The organism is Microbacterium sp. 13-71-7 (assembly GCF_002257455.1).
GTDB lineage: Bacteria > Actinomycetota > Actinomycetes > Actinomycetales > Microbacteriaceae > Microbacterium.
The window spans coordinates 1-17,053 of record NZ_NCKN01000070.1 but is presented as its reverse complement, the minus strand read 5'-3'; the positions used below and the strand labels follow the sequence as shown (position 1 = coordinate 17,053).

12 protein-coding genes and 1 pseudogene are annotated in these 17,053 nt (G+C 71.6%); 10 read left to right on the top strand and 3 right to left on the bottom strand.

Going from position 1 to position 17,053, the window contains the following annotated elements; all coding sequences use genetic code 11:
* A partial coding sequence (locus tag B7X32_RS08875) for an MFS transporter (protein ID WP_292718639.1) occupies window positions 1–919 on the bottom strand: 919 nt, incomplete at its 3' end.
* A gap of 59 nt (window positions 920–978) precedes the next feature.
* On the opposite strand from B7X32_RS08875, the gene B7X32_RS08870 reads away from it, so the two are divergent.
* From B7X32_RS08870 to mnhG, 7 genes are all read left to right on the top strand, one after another.
* Window positions 979–2,073 carry a LacI family DNA-binding transcriptional regulator gene (locus B7X32_RS08870; protein WP_292718637.1) on the top strand — a complete coding sequence of 365 codons (1,095 nt, stop codon included), beginning with the start codon at window positions 979–981 and terminating at the stop codon, window positions 2,071–2,073.
* 119 nt (window positions 2,074–2,192) lie between these two features.
* Complete coding sequence (locus tag B7X32_RS08865; RefSeq protein ID WP_292718635.1) at window positions 2,193–5,138, top strand: Na+/H+ antiporter subunit A; 2,946 nt, start codon at window positions 2,193–2,195, stop codon at window positions 5,136–5,138.
* On the top strand, window positions 5,138–5,764 hold the full coding sequence (locus B7X32_RS08860) for a Na(+)/H(+) antiporter subunit C (RefSeq protein ID WP_292718633.1): 627 nt from the start codon (window positions 5,138–5,140) through the stop codon (window positions 5,762–5,764). The genes B7X32_RS08865 and B7X32_RS08860 overlap by 1 nt, the downstream gene beginning before the upstream one ends.
* Window positions 5,761–7,323 (top strand): Na+/H+ antiporter subunit D, encoded by a 1,563-nt coding sequence (locus B7X32_RS08855; protein ID WP_292718631.1) that lies wholly within the window; start codon window positions 5,761–5,763, stop codon window positions 7,321–7,323. Before B7X32_RS08860 ends, B7X32_RS08855 begins: the two co-directional genes overlap by 4 nt.
* On the top strand, window positions 7,320–7,979 hold the full coding sequence (locus tag B7X32_RS08850; RefSeq protein WP_292718629.1) for a Na+/H+ antiporter subunit E: 660 nt from the start codon (window positions 7,320–7,322) through the stop codon (window positions 7,977–7,979). Before B7X32_RS08855 ends, B7X32_RS08850 begins: the two co-directional genes overlap by 4 nt.
* Window positions 7,976–8,245 carry a monovalent cation/H+ antiporter complex subunit F gene (locus B7X32_RS08845; RefSeq protein ID WP_045271280.1) on the top strand — a complete coding sequence of 90 codons (270 nt, stop codon included), beginning with the start codon at window positions 7,976–7,978 and terminating at the stop codon, window positions 8,243–8,245. The genes B7X32_RS08850 and B7X32_RS08845 overlap by 4 nt, the downstream gene beginning before the upstream one ends.
* Before the next feature lie 58 nt (window positions 8,246–8,303).
* Complete coding sequence (gene mnhG, locus B7X32_RS08840) at window positions 8,304–8,693, top strand: monovalent cation/H(+) antiporter subunit G (RefSeq protein ID WP_233310772.1); 390 nt, start codon at window positions 8,304–8,306, stop codon at window positions 8,691–8,693.
* Window positions 8,694–8,747: 54 nt separating this feature from the next.
* On the opposite strand, the gene B7X32_RS08835 is transcribed toward mnhG, so the two are convergent.
* Complete coding sequence (locus B7X32_RS08835; RefSeq protein WP_292718623.1) at window positions 8,748–10,532, bottom strand: sigma-70 family RNA polymerase sigma factor; 1,785 nt, start codon at window positions 10,530–10,532, stop codon at window positions 8,748–8,750.
* 322 nt (window positions 10,533–10,854) lie between these two features.
* On the opposite strand from B7X32_RS08835, the gene B7X32_RS08830 reads away from it, so the two are divergent.
* The 3 genes from B7X32_RS08830 to B7X32_RS08820 all read left to right on the top strand — a co-directional run bounded on the left by B7X32_RS08830 (window position 10,855) and on the right by B7X32_RS08820 (window position 16,812).
* The gene (locus tag B7X32_RS08830; RefSeq protein ID WP_292718621.1) at window positions 10,855–14,820 is read left to right on the top strand and encodes a Pls/PosA family non-ribosomal peptide synthetase; all 3,966 of its coding nucleotides are present in this window, start codon (window positions 10,855–10,857) and stop codon (window positions 14,818–14,820) included.
* Between the two features lie 61 nt (window positions 14,821–14,881).
* Window positions 14,882–16,258, top strand: coding sequence for a M1 family metallopeptidase (locus tag B7X32_RS08825; RefSeq protein WP_292718619.1), 1,377 nt, complete (start codon window positions 14,882–14,884; stop codon window positions 16,256–16,258).
* Complete coding sequence (locus B7X32_RS08820) at window positions 16,255–16,812, top strand: RDD family protein (protein WP_292718617.1); 558 nt, start codon at window positions 16,255–16,257, stop codon at window positions 16,810–16,812. The genes B7X32_RS08825 and B7X32_RS08820 overlap by 4 nt, the downstream gene beginning before the upstream one ends.
* 42 nt (window positions 16,813–16,854) lie before the next feature.
* Here the strand turns inward: B7X32_RS08820 and B7X32_RS08815 are convergent.
* Window positions 16,855–17,053 (bottom strand): annotated as a pseudogene (locus B7X32_RS08815) (MFS transporter); the annotation flags it as partial.

Here is a 17,053-nt window from a genome sequence, read left to right as displayed (position 1 = left end):
GGATGAACAGCAGGATGCCGGCCGCGGCGGTGATCGCGAGCACGCGCAGCACGATGACGCGGCCGAAGCGGTCGACGAGCGGGCCGCCGAAGAGCCGCACGACGGTCATCGCGACGGAGAACGTCGCGAGTGCCGCGGCGCCCAGGGCGGGGCCCGCCTGGTGGTCCTCGGAGACGCCGAGCGCGAGCCAGTCGTTCGCGCCGCCCTCGGCGAAGGACATGCCCAGCATCACGATGCCGAGGAAGTACGTGCGCGGCTCGCGCCACGCCTCGAGCGCGATGTGCATGCGCTCGCGCCAGTGCGGCGTCTCCGGAGGCTGCGGGTCGAGCGTCGCCTCGCGGTTCGGCACATTGATCCAGCACGCGACCGCGAGCACCGCGATGATCACGGCGACGAGCAGGGTGTGCGTGGCGACGTCCAGGCCGAGGTGCACCACGAGGGCGCCGATCCCGGCGCCGATCACCGTGCCGAAGCTGAAGAAGGCGTGGAACACGGGCAGGATCGTCCTGCCCATCTGCTGCTCGATCGCGGTCGCCTCGACGTTCATCATCACGTCGAGGGATCCGTTGCCGAAGCCGAACAGCACGAGCCCCGCGACCACGACGGGGAGGGATCCGAGCACGTTGGTGCCGAGGCCCACGAGCCCGACGCCGACCGCGAAGCTCAGCATCGTGACGAGCATGCCGAGGCGCGCGCCGGTGCGCGCCATGACCGCCGGGCTCGTCGAGATGCCGATGATCGACGAGACCCCCATGCCGAGCAGCAGCAGGCCCATCTGACCGTTCTCGATGTGCAGGGCGGCCTTGATATCGGGCACGCGCGAGGCCCACGTGGCGATGGACAGGCCGCTGGCGAGGAAGATCGCGAAGATCGCGGCACGCCAGCGCACGAACTGGGAGCGGGTGAGGGCGGTGTCCATCCGGACAGCCTATCGAATCGATTCGATCTCTGTGTTCCCCGCGATGTTATTGTCGAGACATGAGCTCGGATCCGGATCCTTCGGCCGTGCGGCGCCGCGCCACGATCGCGGATGTGGCGCGCGCGGCGGGGGTCAGCCCCTCCACGGCTTCCGTCGTGTTCAGCGGGAAGGCGCCCGTCGCCGACGCCACCCGGCAGCGGGTGCTCGCCGTCGCGGCCGAGCTCGGCTACACCGGTCCCGATCCGCGCGCCGCCTCGCTGCGGCGGGGGCGCAGCGGCATCGTCGCGGTCGCGCTCGAGGAGCACCTGCGCACGGCGTTCCTGGATCCGATCAAGACCGCGACCATGGACGGGCTCACCGACGGCCTCGCCCAGCTCGGCGCCGGCGTGCTGCTGCTGCGGGACGATCCGGAGGCCGGATCCGACGCGCCGACGCTCGCCACGGCGCCCATCGACGCGGCGGTGCTGATCGGCTGCAGCGGACGCATGCGCGAGACGCTGCAGGCCGTGCGCAATCGGGGTCTGCCCGTGGTCGTGATCGAGGGGGATGCCGGCGACGACGTGCCCCGGATGGAGCTCGACAACGGCGAGGCGGCGGCGCAGATCGCGCACCACGTGCGCGCGCTCGGCCACAGGCGCGTCGCCGTGGTGACGCTGCCCTTCGACGGCGCGAAGGTGCGCGGCGACGCGACGCCCGAGCGCATCGCGGCCATCACGACGCCCGTCACGAGTGCACGCCTGGACGGCACGCTGTCGGTGTTCCCGTACGCGCGCGTGGTGTCCGCCGCCGGCAGCCTCATCGACGAAGGGCTCATCGCGGGGCGCACGCTGTTCGCAGATCCGCAGACCCGCCCCACCGCCGTCATCGCGCAGAGCGACCTCCTCGCCGCGGGTGTGATCCGGGCGGCGGAGGAGGCGGGACTGCGCGTGCCGGAGGACGTCAGCGTGGCGGGCTTCGACGGCATCGCCGTGGACGGCCTGGGCGAGCACGTGCTCACCACCGCGGTGCAGCCCGCGGTCGAGAAGGGCCGCGCCGCCGGCGACGCCGTCGCGCGGATGCTGGCGGGGGAGCAGGCCGCCTCGATCCGCTTCACGTGCACCTTCCGCGAGGGCACGACGACGGGCCCGGTCCCCGTCGCGCAGCCCGCTCCGTGACGATCGCGACGGTGGATGCCGGTTCCGGCACGTAAACTGGATCCGAACCCGCCCGCCTGTGTCGACCTGCACGCTCACGCGCTGAGTCCGCAGAGACCGACGAGCCAGAGGAGACCGCCGTGCTGACACTCCTCGCCGTGTTCGCCCTCGCGTCTCTGCTGCTGCCGCTGCTGGTCTCCTGGATCGGCGCACGCGCGTTCGCCGTCGCCGCGCTCGTGCCCGCCGCCGCCTTCGTGCATCTGGTGGTGCTCACGCCGCAGGTGCTGGCCGGATCCACGGATTCCGCCCTCGTCCCACGGGAGTCGATCGACTGGATCCCGCAGCTCGGCCTGTCGCTCTCCTTCCGGCTCGACGAGCTGAGCTGGCTGCTCGCCCTCATCGTCACCGGGGTGGGCGCGCTCGTGCTGCTCTACTGCCGGTGGTACTTCCGCGGGTCCAAGGAGGGCATCGGGCAGTTCGCGGCGGTGCTGCTGGCCTTCGCCGGCGCGATGTACGGCCTGGTGACCACCGACGACCTCGTGCTGCTGGTCATGTTCTGGGAGCTGACCAGCATCCTTTCCTACCTGCTGATCGGGCATTATCACCGCCGCGGCGCGAGCCGTCGAGCGGCGCTGCAGGCGCTGCTGGTGACCACGCTCGGGGGCCTCGCGATGTTCATCGGCGTGGTGTTCCTCGCCGTCGAGGCCGGCACCTCGAGCATGTCGCGGATCCTGGACCTCGCGCCGACCGGTCCGCTGGTCGACGCCGCGATCGTGCTGCTGCTGGTCGGAGCGCTCAGCAAGTCCGCGATCTTCCCGTTCCACTTCTGGCTGCCCGGCGCCATGGCGGCGCCCACCCCGGTGAGCGCCTACCTGCATGCCGCGGCCATGGTGAAGGCGGGCATCTACCTCATCGCGCGGTTCGCACCCGTGTTCGCCCTCTCCGGGCCGTGGCGTCCGATCACGATCGCACTGGGTGTGTTCACGATGCTGCTCGGCGGCGTGCAGGCGCTGCGCGAGACCGACCTCAAGCGCATCCTCGCGTTCGGCACCGTGAGCCAGCTCGGCTTCTTCACGGTCGTGCTGGGCTACGGCACGCCGGATGCGATGCTCGCGGGGCTCGCGCTCGTGATCAGCCATGCCCTGTTCAAGTCGTCGCTGTTCCTCATCGTCGGCGTCATCGACCGTCAGCTCTCCACCCGCGACGTCACCGAGATCAGCGGCGTCGGGCGTCAGGCCCCGCTGCTCGCGATCTCGGGATTCCTCGCGGTCGGCTCCATGATGGGGATCCCGCCGACCATCGGATTCGCGGCGAAGGAGTCCACGCTCGCGGCGCTCTTCGACGAGTCCCAGCGGGGATCCCCGTGGGGGATCGTCGCCCTGGTGGGCGTGATCCTGGGATCCATACTCACCGCGGCATATGGGGCGAGGTTCCTCTGGGGCGCGTTCTGGCGGAAGAAGGACGCCGCGGGCGCATATATGCCCGACACGGAATGGCCCTCGCCGCCCTTCGGCTTCCTGGTGTCACCGGTGGTCCTCGCCTTCGCCGCGCTCGTGCTCGGCCCGCTCGCGTCCGCGGTCACCGTGGTGCTCTACGGCTATGCGGATGACGCGAAGGCTCCCGGCTACGACGGTTCCTCCCTGGATCCGGGGTATCTCGCGCTCTGGCACGGCCTGGCGCCCGCCCTGTTCCTGTCACTCGGGGCGGTGCTGCTCGGCCTCGCCCTGTTCCCGCTCACGCGGCGCCTCGGCTGGGACCGCCGCCCGCGCCTGCTGCCGTTCACCGCGCAGGACGCGTACTACCTCGCGATGCGCAGCGTCGACCGGCTCTCGGTGTTCACGACCTCGCTCACCCAGCGCGGCTCGCTGCCGGTCTACGTCGGCACGATCTTCGTCGTCGTGATCGCGGCAGAGGGCACCGCGCTCATCGCGGGCGGCCCCGCGAACGCGCAGCTGAGCGCCTGGCACACGCCCGTGCAGCTCGTCGTCGCGCCGATCATGATCTTCGCGGGCCTGCTCGCGATCCGGGCGCAGAAGCGCTACACCGGCGTCGTGCTGGTCTCCGTCACCGGCCTCGGCATGGTCGTGCTGTTCGGCACGAGCGGCGCCCCGGACCTCGCTCTCACCCAGATCCTCGTCGAGACCGTGACGCTCGTCACGTTCGCCCTGGTGCTGCGGCGTCTGCCGGCCCGGATGGGGGAGCACAACGCCTCGGTCGGGCGGGTGCCGCGCGCGATCCTCGGCATCGCAGCGGGCGTGATGATGGCCCTGGTGGCGATCGTCGCGACCGGATCCCGGGTCGCCGATCCCATCTCCGAGGCGTTCCCGAAGCTCGCCTACGAGCTGGGCCACGGCAAGAACGTCGTGAACGTCGCCCTGGTCGACCTGCGCGGCTGGGACACGATGGGGGAGCTGTCCGTGCTCGTGCTGGCGGCCACCGGCGTCGCCTCGCTCGTGTTCGTCACGCATCGCGCCGACCGGCTCTCCGCCACGAGGGCCCTGCCCGAGGGGCCGCGCAAGGCGCGCCGCCGGCCGCTCGTGGAGACGACCGAGGGCGTGCGCGTGCAGACGGCCGGCGACACGGCGCCGCGCGCATGGCTCGTCGCCGGCGGCAACGTCAAGCCGGAGAACCGCTCGATCCTGCTCGAGGTGATCGTGCGGATCCTGTTCCACACGATCATCGTGGTGTCGATCTACCTGCTCTTCGCAGGCCACAACGCCCCCGGCGGCGGCTTCGCGGGCGGTCTCGTCGCGGGCATGGCCCTGGTCATGCGCTACATCGCGGGAGGGCGCTGGGAGCTCGGCGCCGCCGCGCCCACCGATGCGGGACGCCTGCTCGGGGCGGGGCTCATCCTCGCCGTCGGCGCGGCCGTGGTGCCGCTGTTCTTCGGGCTCGCTCCGCTCTCCAGCGCCGTGTGGGAGGCCGAGATCCCCGTCGTCGGACACATCGAGTTCGTCAGTTCGACCTTCTTCGACATCGGCGTCTACCTCGTCGTGATCGGGCTCGTGCTCGACGTGCTGCGCAGCCTCGGCGCCGAGGTCGACCGGCAGACGCTCGAGATGCGCGCGCGGGGGGTGGACATCTGATGGACGTCTCCCTCGTGCTGATCATCGTCATGGCGGTGCTCTTCGGCTGCGGCGTGTACGCGATGCTCGAACGCAGCCTGACCCGCGTGCTGATCGGCTTCCTGCTGCTCGGCAACGCCGTGAACCTGCTGCTGCTGATCGTGATGGGCCGGCCGGGACGCGCGCCGTTCTACGGCACGGAAGGCGACATGAGCGATCCGCTGCCGCAGGCGCTGACCCTCACGGCGATCGTGATCACGTTCGCCGTCTCCGCCTTCCTGCTCGCGCTCATCTACCGCTCCTGGCAGCTGGGCAAGGCCGACACGGTCGAGGACGACGAGACCGACATCGCCCTGCGCGAGCGCACGGAGATCGAGGAAGACCTCATGGACGACGAGGTCGATCTCGAGGACGAGGACGCCACGACAGACTTCGTGGGGGTCGCGACCTCCCCGATCCGCGTGCTGCACGCGAAGGATCTGGACGGCCTCGTCGACGACGCCCCCGTGGACCGGCCGGATCCGCGGCCCGCCTCGGCGGACGGCGTTTCGTCTCGGTCGCCATCGGCGTCCTCGCTCGACGAACCAGGGGGACCGCGCCCGGCTGAGAACGACGACAACCGCGAGCCGGGGGAGGAGACGCGATGAACGCCCTCGTCCCGCTGCTCGTCGCCCTGCCACTGCTGGGCGCCGCGATCACCCTGGTGTTCGGCCGCAACACGCGCGTGCAGGTCATCGTCACGGTCGCCACGCTCGCCGCCGTCTCGGTGATCGCCGCGACCCTGCTCGTCGTGGTGGATCAGACCAAGCCGATCGCCGTCATGGTGGGCGGCTGGCCCGCGCCGTTCGGCATCGTGCTCTACGTCGACCGGCTCGCCGCGCTGCTCGTGCTCGTGTCGAGCATCGTGCTGGTCGCGGTCCTGCTCTTCTCGGTGGGCCAGGGGGCGGCGGACGGGGCCGAGGAGACCCCGATCTCGATCTTCAACCCGTCCTACCTGATCCTGGCCGCGGGCATCTTCAACGCCTTCATCGCGGGCGACCTGTTCAACCTCTACGTCGGCTTCGAGATCCTGCTGGTCGCGTCCTACGTGCTCATCACGCTGGGGAGCACCGAGTCGCGGATCCGCACCGGCGCGGTCTACATCGTCGTCTCGCTCGTGTCCTCCGTCCTGTTCCTCGTCGCGATCGCGCTCATCTACGCGGCGCTCGGCACCGTGAACATGGCCCAGATCGCGGAGCGGATCGGCGAGATCCCACCCAGCACGCAGCTCGTGCTGCACCTCATGCTCGTGGTCGCGTTCGGGATCAAGGCGGCCGTGTTCCCGATGTCGTTCTGGCTGCCGGACTCGTATCCGACCGCGCCGGCGCCGGTCACGGCGGTGTTCGCCGGACTGCTCACGAAGGTCGGCGTGTACGCGCTGATCCGCACCGAGACCCAACTGTTCAACGTGTCGAGCATCAACACGCTGCTCATGATCGTGGCGCTCGCGACGATGCTGATCGGAATACTCGGCGCGGTCGCGCAGGCGGAGCTGAAGAGGATCCTGTCGTTCACGCTGGTGAGCCACGTCGGCTACATGGTGTTCGGTCTGGCGATCGCGACCCCCGCCGCAATCGGCGCCACGGTGTACTACATCGTGCACCACATCATCGTGCAGACGACCCTGTTCCTCGCGGTCGGGCTCGTCGAGCGCCGGGCGGGCAGCACGTCGATCCTCAAGGTGCGCGGGCTCATGAAGGCCGCGCCGCTCATCGCCGTGCTCTACTTCGTGCCGGCGATCAACCTCGGCGGCCTGCCGCCGTTCTCGGGCTTCATCGGCAAGTTCGCGCTGTTCCAGGCGGCGGCGCAGGTGGCGACGCCGCTCATCTGGGTGCTGATCGTCGGCGGCGTGCTCACCTCCCTGCTCACGCTCTACGCCCTCATGCGCGCGTGGAACCTCGCGTTCTGGCGCAGCAAGGACGAGACGCCCGAGGAGATGGATAACGAGCGCATCGCCCATCTCGGCAGCGCGCCGGCCGCCGACGAGCAGCAGGAGCGGCGCCGGATCCCGACCATCATGACCCTCGCGACCGGGGGCATGGTCGCGGTCACCCTCGCCCTGACGGTGTTCGCCGGTCCCATCTACGGACTCTGCGAGCGGATCGGCGCGAACCTGCTGCAGCCCGTGCACCTCGACATGCTCGACGGGGAGGAGGCCTCCTCATGAGCACGGAAGCGAAGCGCGGACTCTGGCGCGAGATCGGCCTGCAGCTGCCGTTCCTGCTGTGGCTCGTCGTGCTGTGGATGCTGCTCTGGGGCCAGTTCACGGTGCTGTCGGCCGTGACCGGCATCGGGGTGGCGCTGTTCGTGACCCGCGTGTTCCGGCTGCCCACGATCGAGCTCTCCGGGCGGATCAACCTGTGGTGGGCCGCGCTGCTGGTGGTGCAGTTCCTGGCGGCGGTCGTGCACGGCTCGCTCAGCGTCGCCGTGCAGGTGCTGAACCCCCGGCGCGCACCGGGGGCCGCGATCATCGCAGTGCCGCTGCGCTACGCTGACGACCTCGTCATGACGCACGTCGCGGTGACGTCGTCGCTCATCCCCGGATCCCTCGTGGTCGAGGCCGAGCGCGACACCCGCACCCTGTACCTGCACGTGATCGGCGTGCGCTCGCTGGAGGACGTGGAGCGCCAGCGCGCCGGCGTCCTGCGCTGGGAGCGCCGCATCGTGCGCGCGCTCGGATCGCCCGCGCAGGCGGCGCGGCTGCGCGCGGACGAGCGCGCCGAGGAGGACCGTCTCGGGGGTACGGTGGCCGGGAGCTCGCCGAAGCCGCACCGTCCGAAGGGATCCGGCCCGGCGCAGGGATCCGAGGAGGGTCGCCGATGAATCCGCTGCTGCTCGTCATCATGATCGTGTTCGCGGTCGCCGCCGTGCTCGCGGTGATCCGCATCGTCATCGGGCCCTCGATCCTGGACAGGGCCGTGGCCGCCGACGTGCTCCTCACCGAGGTCATGTGCGTGCTCGGCGCCGACATGGCGATCAATCACCACACCCGCACGCTGCCGGTGCTGATCGTCGTCGCGGCGGTCGGCGTGTTCGGGTCCATCTCGGTCGCCCGCTACGTCGCGCGGAGGGACAACACACCGTCATGAACGCCGTCACCATGCATCGGACCCCCGCCCTCCCGAGCCGCGGGGACGGGGGAGAGCGATGAACGTCTTCGAGCTGCGGATCCCCGATGTCGTCGTCGACACCGCCGTCTGGGTGCTCGTGCTGATCGGCGCGCTGCTGTGCCTCATCGCCGGGATCGGCCTGCTGCGCCTGCGCGACGTGCCGAACCGGCTGCACGCCGCCACCAAGCCCCAGGTCCTCGGCCTGCTGCTGATCTGCCTGGCGATCGCGCTCTCGCAGCGCTCCGTGATCGGCGTCGCGCTGGGGCTGCTGCTCGTGGCGCCCGTCGTGCTCATGCAGTTCGCGACCGCGCCGCTGTCCGCGCACATGGTCGGTCGTCAGGCCTATCGCAACGGCACGATCGACGAGCGCTCCCTCGTGGTCGACGAGCTCGCCGACTCGAAGCGCACCCCGCCCGGCGCGGGCTGATCCACGCGTCCGCGGGGCGGTCGAGTCCACGGCCTGTCGAGTCCGCGGGGCTGGTCAGGGGTCGACGATCTCGAACACGCCTCCGCCGCCGCGCGGCAGGTTCGGGTCTCTGCTCGGATCCAGGACGTCGACGGGCTGGGAGAAGCCGGGCCCGGAGTACCAGTCGGCATCGATGACCGAGAAGCCGAACGGATACCATCCGTCGGCGAGCATCCTGATCCGGCGGACCGCATGACCGGTGTCGTCCAGGGTGACGGTGGCGTCGGTGGTGGGAGTCGAGACCCAGACGGTGCCGTTCGCCGGCCCCGTGATCGAGATCACGAGCCCCGTGGTGCGCGCCTCGTCGAGGAGCATCGGTCCGTCGAGCTGCTCGAACCCCTGCACGGTCGGGGCCTGCAGCGTGAGGGTCCCGGTGGTCGCGAGGGACTGCTCCGTGGGGGTGAGCGCCCAGACGGAGTAGTCGTACGTCCCTGGATCGAACGCGAGCGGGCGGGTGTCGAAGCTCCAGGATCCGTCGGGCGCGACCTCGACCGCGTAGCGCTGCGAGGAGAAGTCGATCGCGATGGCGTTGCCTGGTGCGGTCCGTCCGGTGATCATCGGGGCGACGTAGGCCGTGACATCCGCCGGGGTGGTGAGCCCGGGGTCGAGGCCCGGAGTTCCTCCGGTACCGGATCCGGGCCCCGGGACATCGGGCCCCGCAGGCTGCGGTGCGACGGGGATGTACTGCACGACGGGGTCGGTGAGGAACTCGATCGGGGCGATCGTCGGGTCGGTGATCCACCGACCGACTCCCACCGGCTCGACCGGGAGGGGGACCGTGTCGACGATCTCTTCGAGCGCCGACGTCAGCGGCGCGAGCGTGGAGAGGGGGAGCGTCAGATCGGGCGGGGTCGCGTCGATGGCCGCGGGCGCGGATGTGGGCGCAGGGGCGGGGAGGGCCGGTCCCACGACCACGAGCGGCGCGAGAGCGATGGAGCCCGCGACGATCAGCCCGCCTCCGACGAAGAACCAGCCCGAGGCGCCGATGCCCGCGGCGGTGGAGACCGCGGCGGCGGCCGCCGTTCCCGTGGTCATCGACGCGGCAGCGGGAACCGTGAGCCCCGCGGAGCCCAGCAGGACCGCCAGGGTCGTGCCCTGGAGCCGCGCGGCGCCCCCGCGCAGACTGCCCAGCAGCTCCCGGCAGTCCGCGCACTCCGAGGTGTGCGCACCGACCTCCGCGGCGAGCATGGCATTGCGGGGCTGGGTGAGGTACTGGGGGAGCAGCCGGGCGACGTGGGCCGTCTCCTCGCGCAGCGCGACCGGGATCTGCCGGCTCAGCCACTGGAACTTCAGCCCGGAGCGCGCACGGCGCTGCAGGGCCGAGACCGCGTTGGGCTTGATCCGCAGCTCGCGGGCGATGTCGGTCCTGCTCGCCTCCGCGACCTCCGCGAGCCACAGCACGCGCTGCCAGCGCTCCGGCAGCTCCTGGAACGCGGCGAGGACGTCGGCGGACTCCGACTCCCGCTCCGCATAGCTCAGCGCGTCCCGGTGCTCGACGTCGTCGACGTCCTCCGCGTCGATGAGGCGCTCCGCATCCTTGTGCCAGCGGATCGACGTGTTGCGGATCACGGCCTTGAGGTAGGAGCGGAACGCGAAGGTCGGCCCCGCATCCGTCGTGGTCACCTGCTGATAGATCGCGAGAAACGACTCCGAGACCAGGTCCTCCGCCCTGGCAGGAGAAAGCCGGTGTGCGTATCGCTGGGCGGCACGATGGTGCCGTGCCCAGAGCGCGGCCAAAGCACTTCGGTCTCCCTCGCGGAGGGCCTGCAGCAGCTCGGCGTCGGTGCGTGCGTCCACCACGAAATCTCCCAGGGACGGGGCTCATCCCGGTGCGTCGTCCCCGCGCACCGGCAGCAGTTCTGCGCAGGGGAAGCGCAGAACCTGGTCAGGCTACCGGATGGATCCGCGAGATTGCACGTCGTGCGCGAATCGGGAAATCAGTCACGAATTCCGCGTCACTTTCTTCATGGAATCGACTCCTTGGTCTCGCGACTCTCAGGGTTCCCGCTTTCCGGCTTCGTCCTCCGTGTACGTGCCCGTGACGCTTCACCTGCTGTTTCCCCGCCCGCGGTACCCTGAGCGCGCACGCGCCCCGGCGTGACAGCAGCTCGAACGGAACCCGATGCAAGACATCCTCGACCGCGCCGCGCTCGCCGCGACGCCGCGCACGCTGATCGACATCCTCGTCGACACCGCGCGCAGGCACCCGGACGCCTCCGCGATCGAGGACGCGGCGGGAGCGCTCAGCTACGGCGAGCTGCTGGCTCAGGTGTGGCGCACGGCCGCCCGGCTCCGCGAGCACGGGGTCATGCGCGGTGACAGGGTCGGCATCAGGATGCCCTCGGGCGGGCGCGAGCTCTACATCGCGATCCTCGGCACGCTCGCGGCGGGGGCGGCGTACGTCCCCGTCGACGCGGACGACCCGCAGGAGCGGGCCGACCTGGTCTTCGGCGAGGCGAAGGTGCGCGGAGTGATCGGCGCGGGGGGAGTGTTCCGGGGCGCGGAGGATCCGTCGGGGGCTGAGACCGCCGGGACGGCCCAGGGAGCCGGATCCGGGCTGTTCGACGGCGAGGATCCGCACCCGAGCTCGGTCTCGATCACGACCGTGCCGCATCCGATGCCGCTGGACGACGCGTGGATCATCTTCACCTCGGGCTCGACCGGGGTGCCCAAGGGCGTCGCCGTGACGCATCGCTCCGCCGCGGCCTTCGTCGACGCCGAGGCGAACCTGTTCCTGCAGGACGCGCCGCTCGGGCCGGGGGACCGCGTGCTGGGGGGGCTCTCCGTCGCCTTCGACGCCTCGTGCGAGGAGATGTGGCTGGCCTGGCGCTACGGCGCGTGCCTCGTGCCGGCCCCGCGCGCGCTCGTGCGCTCGGGCGAGGACCTCGGCCCCTGGCTGCTCGGGCACGGGATCACCGCGGTGTCGACGGTGCCGACGCTCGCCGCGCTCTGGCCCCAGGACGCGATCGAGAACCTGCGCCTGCTCATCTTCGGCGGTGAGGCGTTGCCGCCCGAGCTCGCCGCGCGGCTGGTGGGCGAGGACCGCGAGGTCTGGAACACGTACGGACCCACGGAGGCCACGGTCGTCGCCTGCGCGGCCGAGATGGACGGCGAGGCGCTGCGGGCGGGGGAACCGGTGCGGATCGGCCTGCCGCTGGACGGCTGGGAGCTCGCGGTGGTCGACGCCGAGGGCAATCGCGTCGCCGAGGGCGAGGTCGGCGAGCTCGTGATCGGAGGCGTCGGGCTCGCACGGTATCTCGATCCGGCCAAGGACGCCGAGAAGTACGCGCCGATGCCGTCCCTGGGCTGGGACCGCGCCTACCGCTCCGGCGATCTCGTGCGCTACGAGGAGGCGGGCCTCGTGTTCCAGGGCCGCGCCGACGACCAGGTCAAGATCGGCGGCCGGCGCATCGAGCTCGGCGAGGTGGAAGCCGCGCTGCAGAACCTCACCGCGGTCGCCGCGGCGACCGTCGTCGTGCAGCGCAGCGAGGGCGGGATCCCGCTGCTCGTCGGTTATGTGGTGCCGACCGAGGGCTTCGACCGGCAGACCGCGCGCGCGGAGCTCGCCGAGACGCTCCCCGCCCCGCTCATCCCCCTCCTCGCCATCATGGACGACCTGCCCGTGCGCACCTCGGGCAAGGTCGACAAGGCGGCGCTGCCGTGGCCGCTGACGGATCCGGACGCCGACGACTCCACCCTGACCGGCACCGCGGCCTGGCTCGCGGAGCAGTGGTTCGCCGTGCTCGGCACGCGCCCGCTCGACGAGGACGCCGACTTCTTCCAGCTCGGCGGCGGATCCCTCGCGGCCGCGCAGCTGGTCAGCCGGATCCGGACCCGCGCCCCCGAGTTCACGATGGCCGATGTGTACGACCTGCCGCGCCTGCGGCGGATGGCCGACGCCGTCGAGGCCGAGGCGGGCGACGAGGAGCCGGAGCAGGGGGATTTCCACGAGTCCCGGCCCACGCCGCGGCGCATGCAGTGGATCCAGACCATCCTGGGAGTGCCGCTGTTCGTCCTCGGCGGCATCCGGTGGGTGCTGTGGCTGCTCACCGGCAGCGCGATCCTGCACCTGGTCCCCGGCTTCGACTGGCTGCCGACCGCGCCGCTGTGGCTGCTGATCGTGGGGCTCGTGGTGTTCGCGACGCCGTTCGGGCGGATGGCGATCGCCGCGGTGGCCGCACGCCTCCTGCTCGCCGGCGTGCGCGCGGGCGACTATCCCCGCGGCGGCGGCGTGCACCTGCGGCTCTGGCTCGCGGAGCAGGTCAGCAACCAGATCGACCCCGTCGGCTTCGCGGGCGCTCCCTGGGTGAGCTATTACGCCAGGGCGCTCGGGGCGAAGATCGGGCCCGACGTCGACCTGCACACGCTCCCGCCCGTGACCGGCATGCTCGACATCGGGGCCGGCGCCGCGATCGAGCCAGAGGTCGACCTCTCCGGCTACTGGATCGACGGCGACACCGTGCGCGTCGGCGGGATACGCATCGGGGCGGGGGCGGTCGTCGGCGCGCGCAGCACGCTCGCTCCCGGCACCAGGATCGGCCGCGCCGCCGAGGTGGCTCCCGGATCCGCCGTGTTCGGCCGGGTGCGTGCCGGGCAGCGCTGGGCCGGATCGCCCGCCGTGCGCGTCGGCGGCAAGTCCGCCCCGCTCGCGCCGGAGCGCCCGCAGGCCCCGCGGCGCTGGCTGTGGGCATATGCCGCATCGAGCATGGGTCTCGGACTGCTGCCCGTGCTCTCCTTCGCCCTCGGTGCGCTCGTGCTCGTGCAGGGGGCGCGCGGCGCCGCCTCGCTCGCCGCCGCGATCCCGGGGCTGGCGATCTGGCTCGTGCCGTCCGTGCTCGTGACGGGACTCGTGTTCGCCGCGCTCGTCGTGGCGGCGACCCGGCTGCTGTCGATCGGACTGCGCGAGGGGATCCATCCCGTCCGCGGCCGGATCGCGTGGCAGGCGTGGACCACCGAGCGGCTGCTCGACTCCGCCCGCACGCTGCTCTTCCCGCTGTACGCGAGCCTGTTCACCCCCACCTGGCTGCGCCTTCTCGGGGCGAAGGTGGGCAAGGAGGTGGAGATCTCCACGGTGCTGCTGATCCCCTCGATGACGACGATCGACGACGGCGCCTTCCTCGCCGATGACACCATGGTCGCCTCCTACGAGCTCGGCGGCGGGTGGATGCGCCTGGCCGCGGCGCGCATCGGCAAGCGCGCGTTCCTCGGGAACTCCGGCATGGCGGGCGCCGGGCACAAAGTGCCCAAGGACGGCCTGGTCGCCGTGCTCTCGGTGGCGCCGGACAAGGCGAAGGCCGGATCCTCCTGGCTCGGATCCCCGCCGGTGCGCCTGCGCCGGGTGGTGAACGAGTCGGATCTCGAGCGCACCTACCGCCCTCGCACGGCGCTGCGGGTGGCCCGCGGGCTGTGGGAGCTGTGCCGCATCGTGCCGGTCATCCTCTCCTGCGCGCTCGGGCTGGCGGTCCTGCTGACGCTCGCCGCGCTCGCCACGACCATCGGGCTGGCGTGGACGGTGGTGCTGTCCGGGCTCGTGCTGCTGGCCGCGGGCGCGGTCGCCGCCGCGTTCGCGACGGCCGCGAAGTGGGCGTTCGTCGGGCCGATCCGTCCCGGGGAGCACCCGCTCTGGTCGAGCTTCGTGTGGCGCACGGAGGTCGCCGACACGTTCACCGAGATGATGGCGGCGCCGTGGTTCGCCAATGCGGCGGCGGGCACACCCGCACTCGCCGTGTGGCTCCGCTCGCTCGGCGCGACGATCGGGAAGGGCGTCTGGACCGACAGCTACTGGCTGCCGGAGCCGGATCTGGTCACGCTCGGCGACGGCGCCACGGTCAACCGCGGCTGCGTGGTGCAGACGCACCTCTTCCACGACCGCGTGATGAGCATCGACACGGTCACGCTCGAGGCCGGTGCGACCCTCGGCCCGCACAGCGTGATCCTGCCCGCCGCGACGATCGGATCCGATGCGACGGTCGGCCCGGCCTCGCTGGTCATGCGCGGCGAGAGCGTGCCGGTCGGCAGCCGCTGGAGTGGCAACCCGATCGGTCCCTGGCGTGTGGTGAAGGTCCGCAGCTACCAGGCGGCGGAGTGAGAGACCAGGCCCGGAGCGAGCGCCGTGCGGAGAGGGCGCCAGGATCTGTGAGCATGGAACCGTGAGCCCCGACGACTACACCCCGCATTCCGGCGATCGCCGCTACCGCGTCGAGCACTACGACCTGACGATCGACTACCGCCTCGGCACGAACCGGCTGGACGGCGTCGCCGTCGTGCGCGGGCGGGCGGTCGAGGCGACCAAGGCGATCTCGCTGGATCTCTCGGGGCTCCGCGCGACCAAGGTGCGCAGCGACCTCGGCGGGCGCATCGGATTCACGCAGACCGACCGCAAGGTCAAGGTCGCGCTCGGCCGCGAGCTCGCGGCGGGGGATCCGTTCGAGCTCACGATCTCCTACGGCGGGGCTCCGCGCCCGCGGCGCACCCGCTGGGGCACGCTCGGCTGGGAGGAGTTGGAGGACGGCGCGATCGTCGCCTCGCAGCCCATCGGCGCACCGTCGTGGTTCCCCTGCAATGACCACCCCTCCGACAAGGCGACCTACCGGCTCTCGATCACGACGGATCCCGGATACGCGGTCGCGGCCGCCGAACCGGTGTCCACGACGACCAAGGGCGGCCGCACGACCTGGGTCTTCGAGCGTGCGATGCCGACGCCCAGCTACCTCGCGACCGTGCAGATCGGGAGATATGTCTCCCGAGGCATGGATCTCTCCGGTGTCGAGGGGCAGGTGCTGCATCCGGCGGCACTGACCGCACGGGTGGAGGCCGATCTGGCTCCGCTCCCGCAGATGATGGCCGTGTTCGCCGAGGCCTTCGGACCGTACCCGCTGCCCTCCTATCGGCTCGTGGTGACGGCGGATGACCTGGAGATCCCGCTCGAGGCGCAGGGCATGGGCGTGTTCGGCGCGAACCACATCGACGGCCGGGGCAGCCTCGAGCGCCTCATCGCGCACGAGCTCGCGCACCAGTGGTTCGGCAACAGCGTCGGCCTGGCGCGATGGCGCGACATCTGGCTGAACGAGGGCTTCGCCTGCTACGCGGAGTGGATCTGGTCCGAGCGCAGCGGCGGGCACAGCGCGCATGCGAAGGCGCTCGGTCACTGGACGGCCCTCGCGGGCGAGCCGCAGGATCTCGTGCTGTCGGATCCGGGACCCGAGGCCATGTTCGACGACCGGGTCTACAAGCGCGGCGCGCTCGCCCTGCACGCGCTGCGGCTGACGGTGGGCGACGACGCGTTCTTCCGGATCCTGCGGACCTGGACCTCGCTCCACGCGGGCGCCACGGCCACGACCGAGGACTTCCGCACGCTCGCGGCCTCCGTCGCCGGCCGCCGGCTGGAGGCGCTCTTCGACGCCTGGCTCGATGCGGAAGCCCTGCCGCCGCTGCCCGAGGCCCCCGCCGCCTTCGCGGGGGCGGAGCCGGCGCCGGTCACCGCGGCCCTGAACGTGAACCCGCGGGCTGCGGACGGGACCCGATGACCGAGGACGTGCCTCGGCCGGGGGCTGAGGCGCCCGCCGACCGGGGAGTCGCACTGGCCGACGTCCGTGCCCGGCTCGCGCCCGCACTCGGCGCCGCGGCGGCCAAGCGGGTCCGCGCCTTCGAGGACGGCACGCTCTACGTCGACTCGACCATGTCCGGGGCGCTGCTGGCCTGGCTGATCGACAGCGTCGTCCTCTCTGTCGTCGCGGTGGCGGTGGCGATCCTCTACGGCACGACAGCCGATGACCCCGACAGTGCGGTCGGCGCGGTCGTGATCGGACTCGCGCTGATCGTCGTGCTGCCCTTCGCCTACGGCTGGGCCTTCCGCGACGGGCGTGCCCTGGGCGGCCTGCTGACCGGCACCCAGGTGGTGCGGATGAAGGACGGGAGCCCGGTCGGGCTCGCGAAGGCCGGATGGGCGATGCTCATCCGCACCGTCTTCCTGCCGTTCCTGTTCTGGGCGGCCTTCGACGGGGTCGGCCAGGTCAGGGTGAGCATCGACCGCGCCGCGACCGCGCAGCTCCGTCGGAGCGGCATCACCCGTCTGCTCTGACCGCCCGTGACGCGCCACTGGGGATCCGGGTCGCGTCGGGCGTCAGCCCTTCGTCGGCGGGTCCTCTCGGCCGATCCGTGCGAGGGACCGGTCGAAGACCGTGATGAGCAGGAACACGGTCGCGATCCCGACCACGACCCAGCCGAGGACGTGCAGTCCCTCGGTCGTCGCCCTCGCGCCGTAGACGTTGCCGTAGATCACGGACGACACGATCGCGCCGAGGTAGAAGAACGTGCGCAGC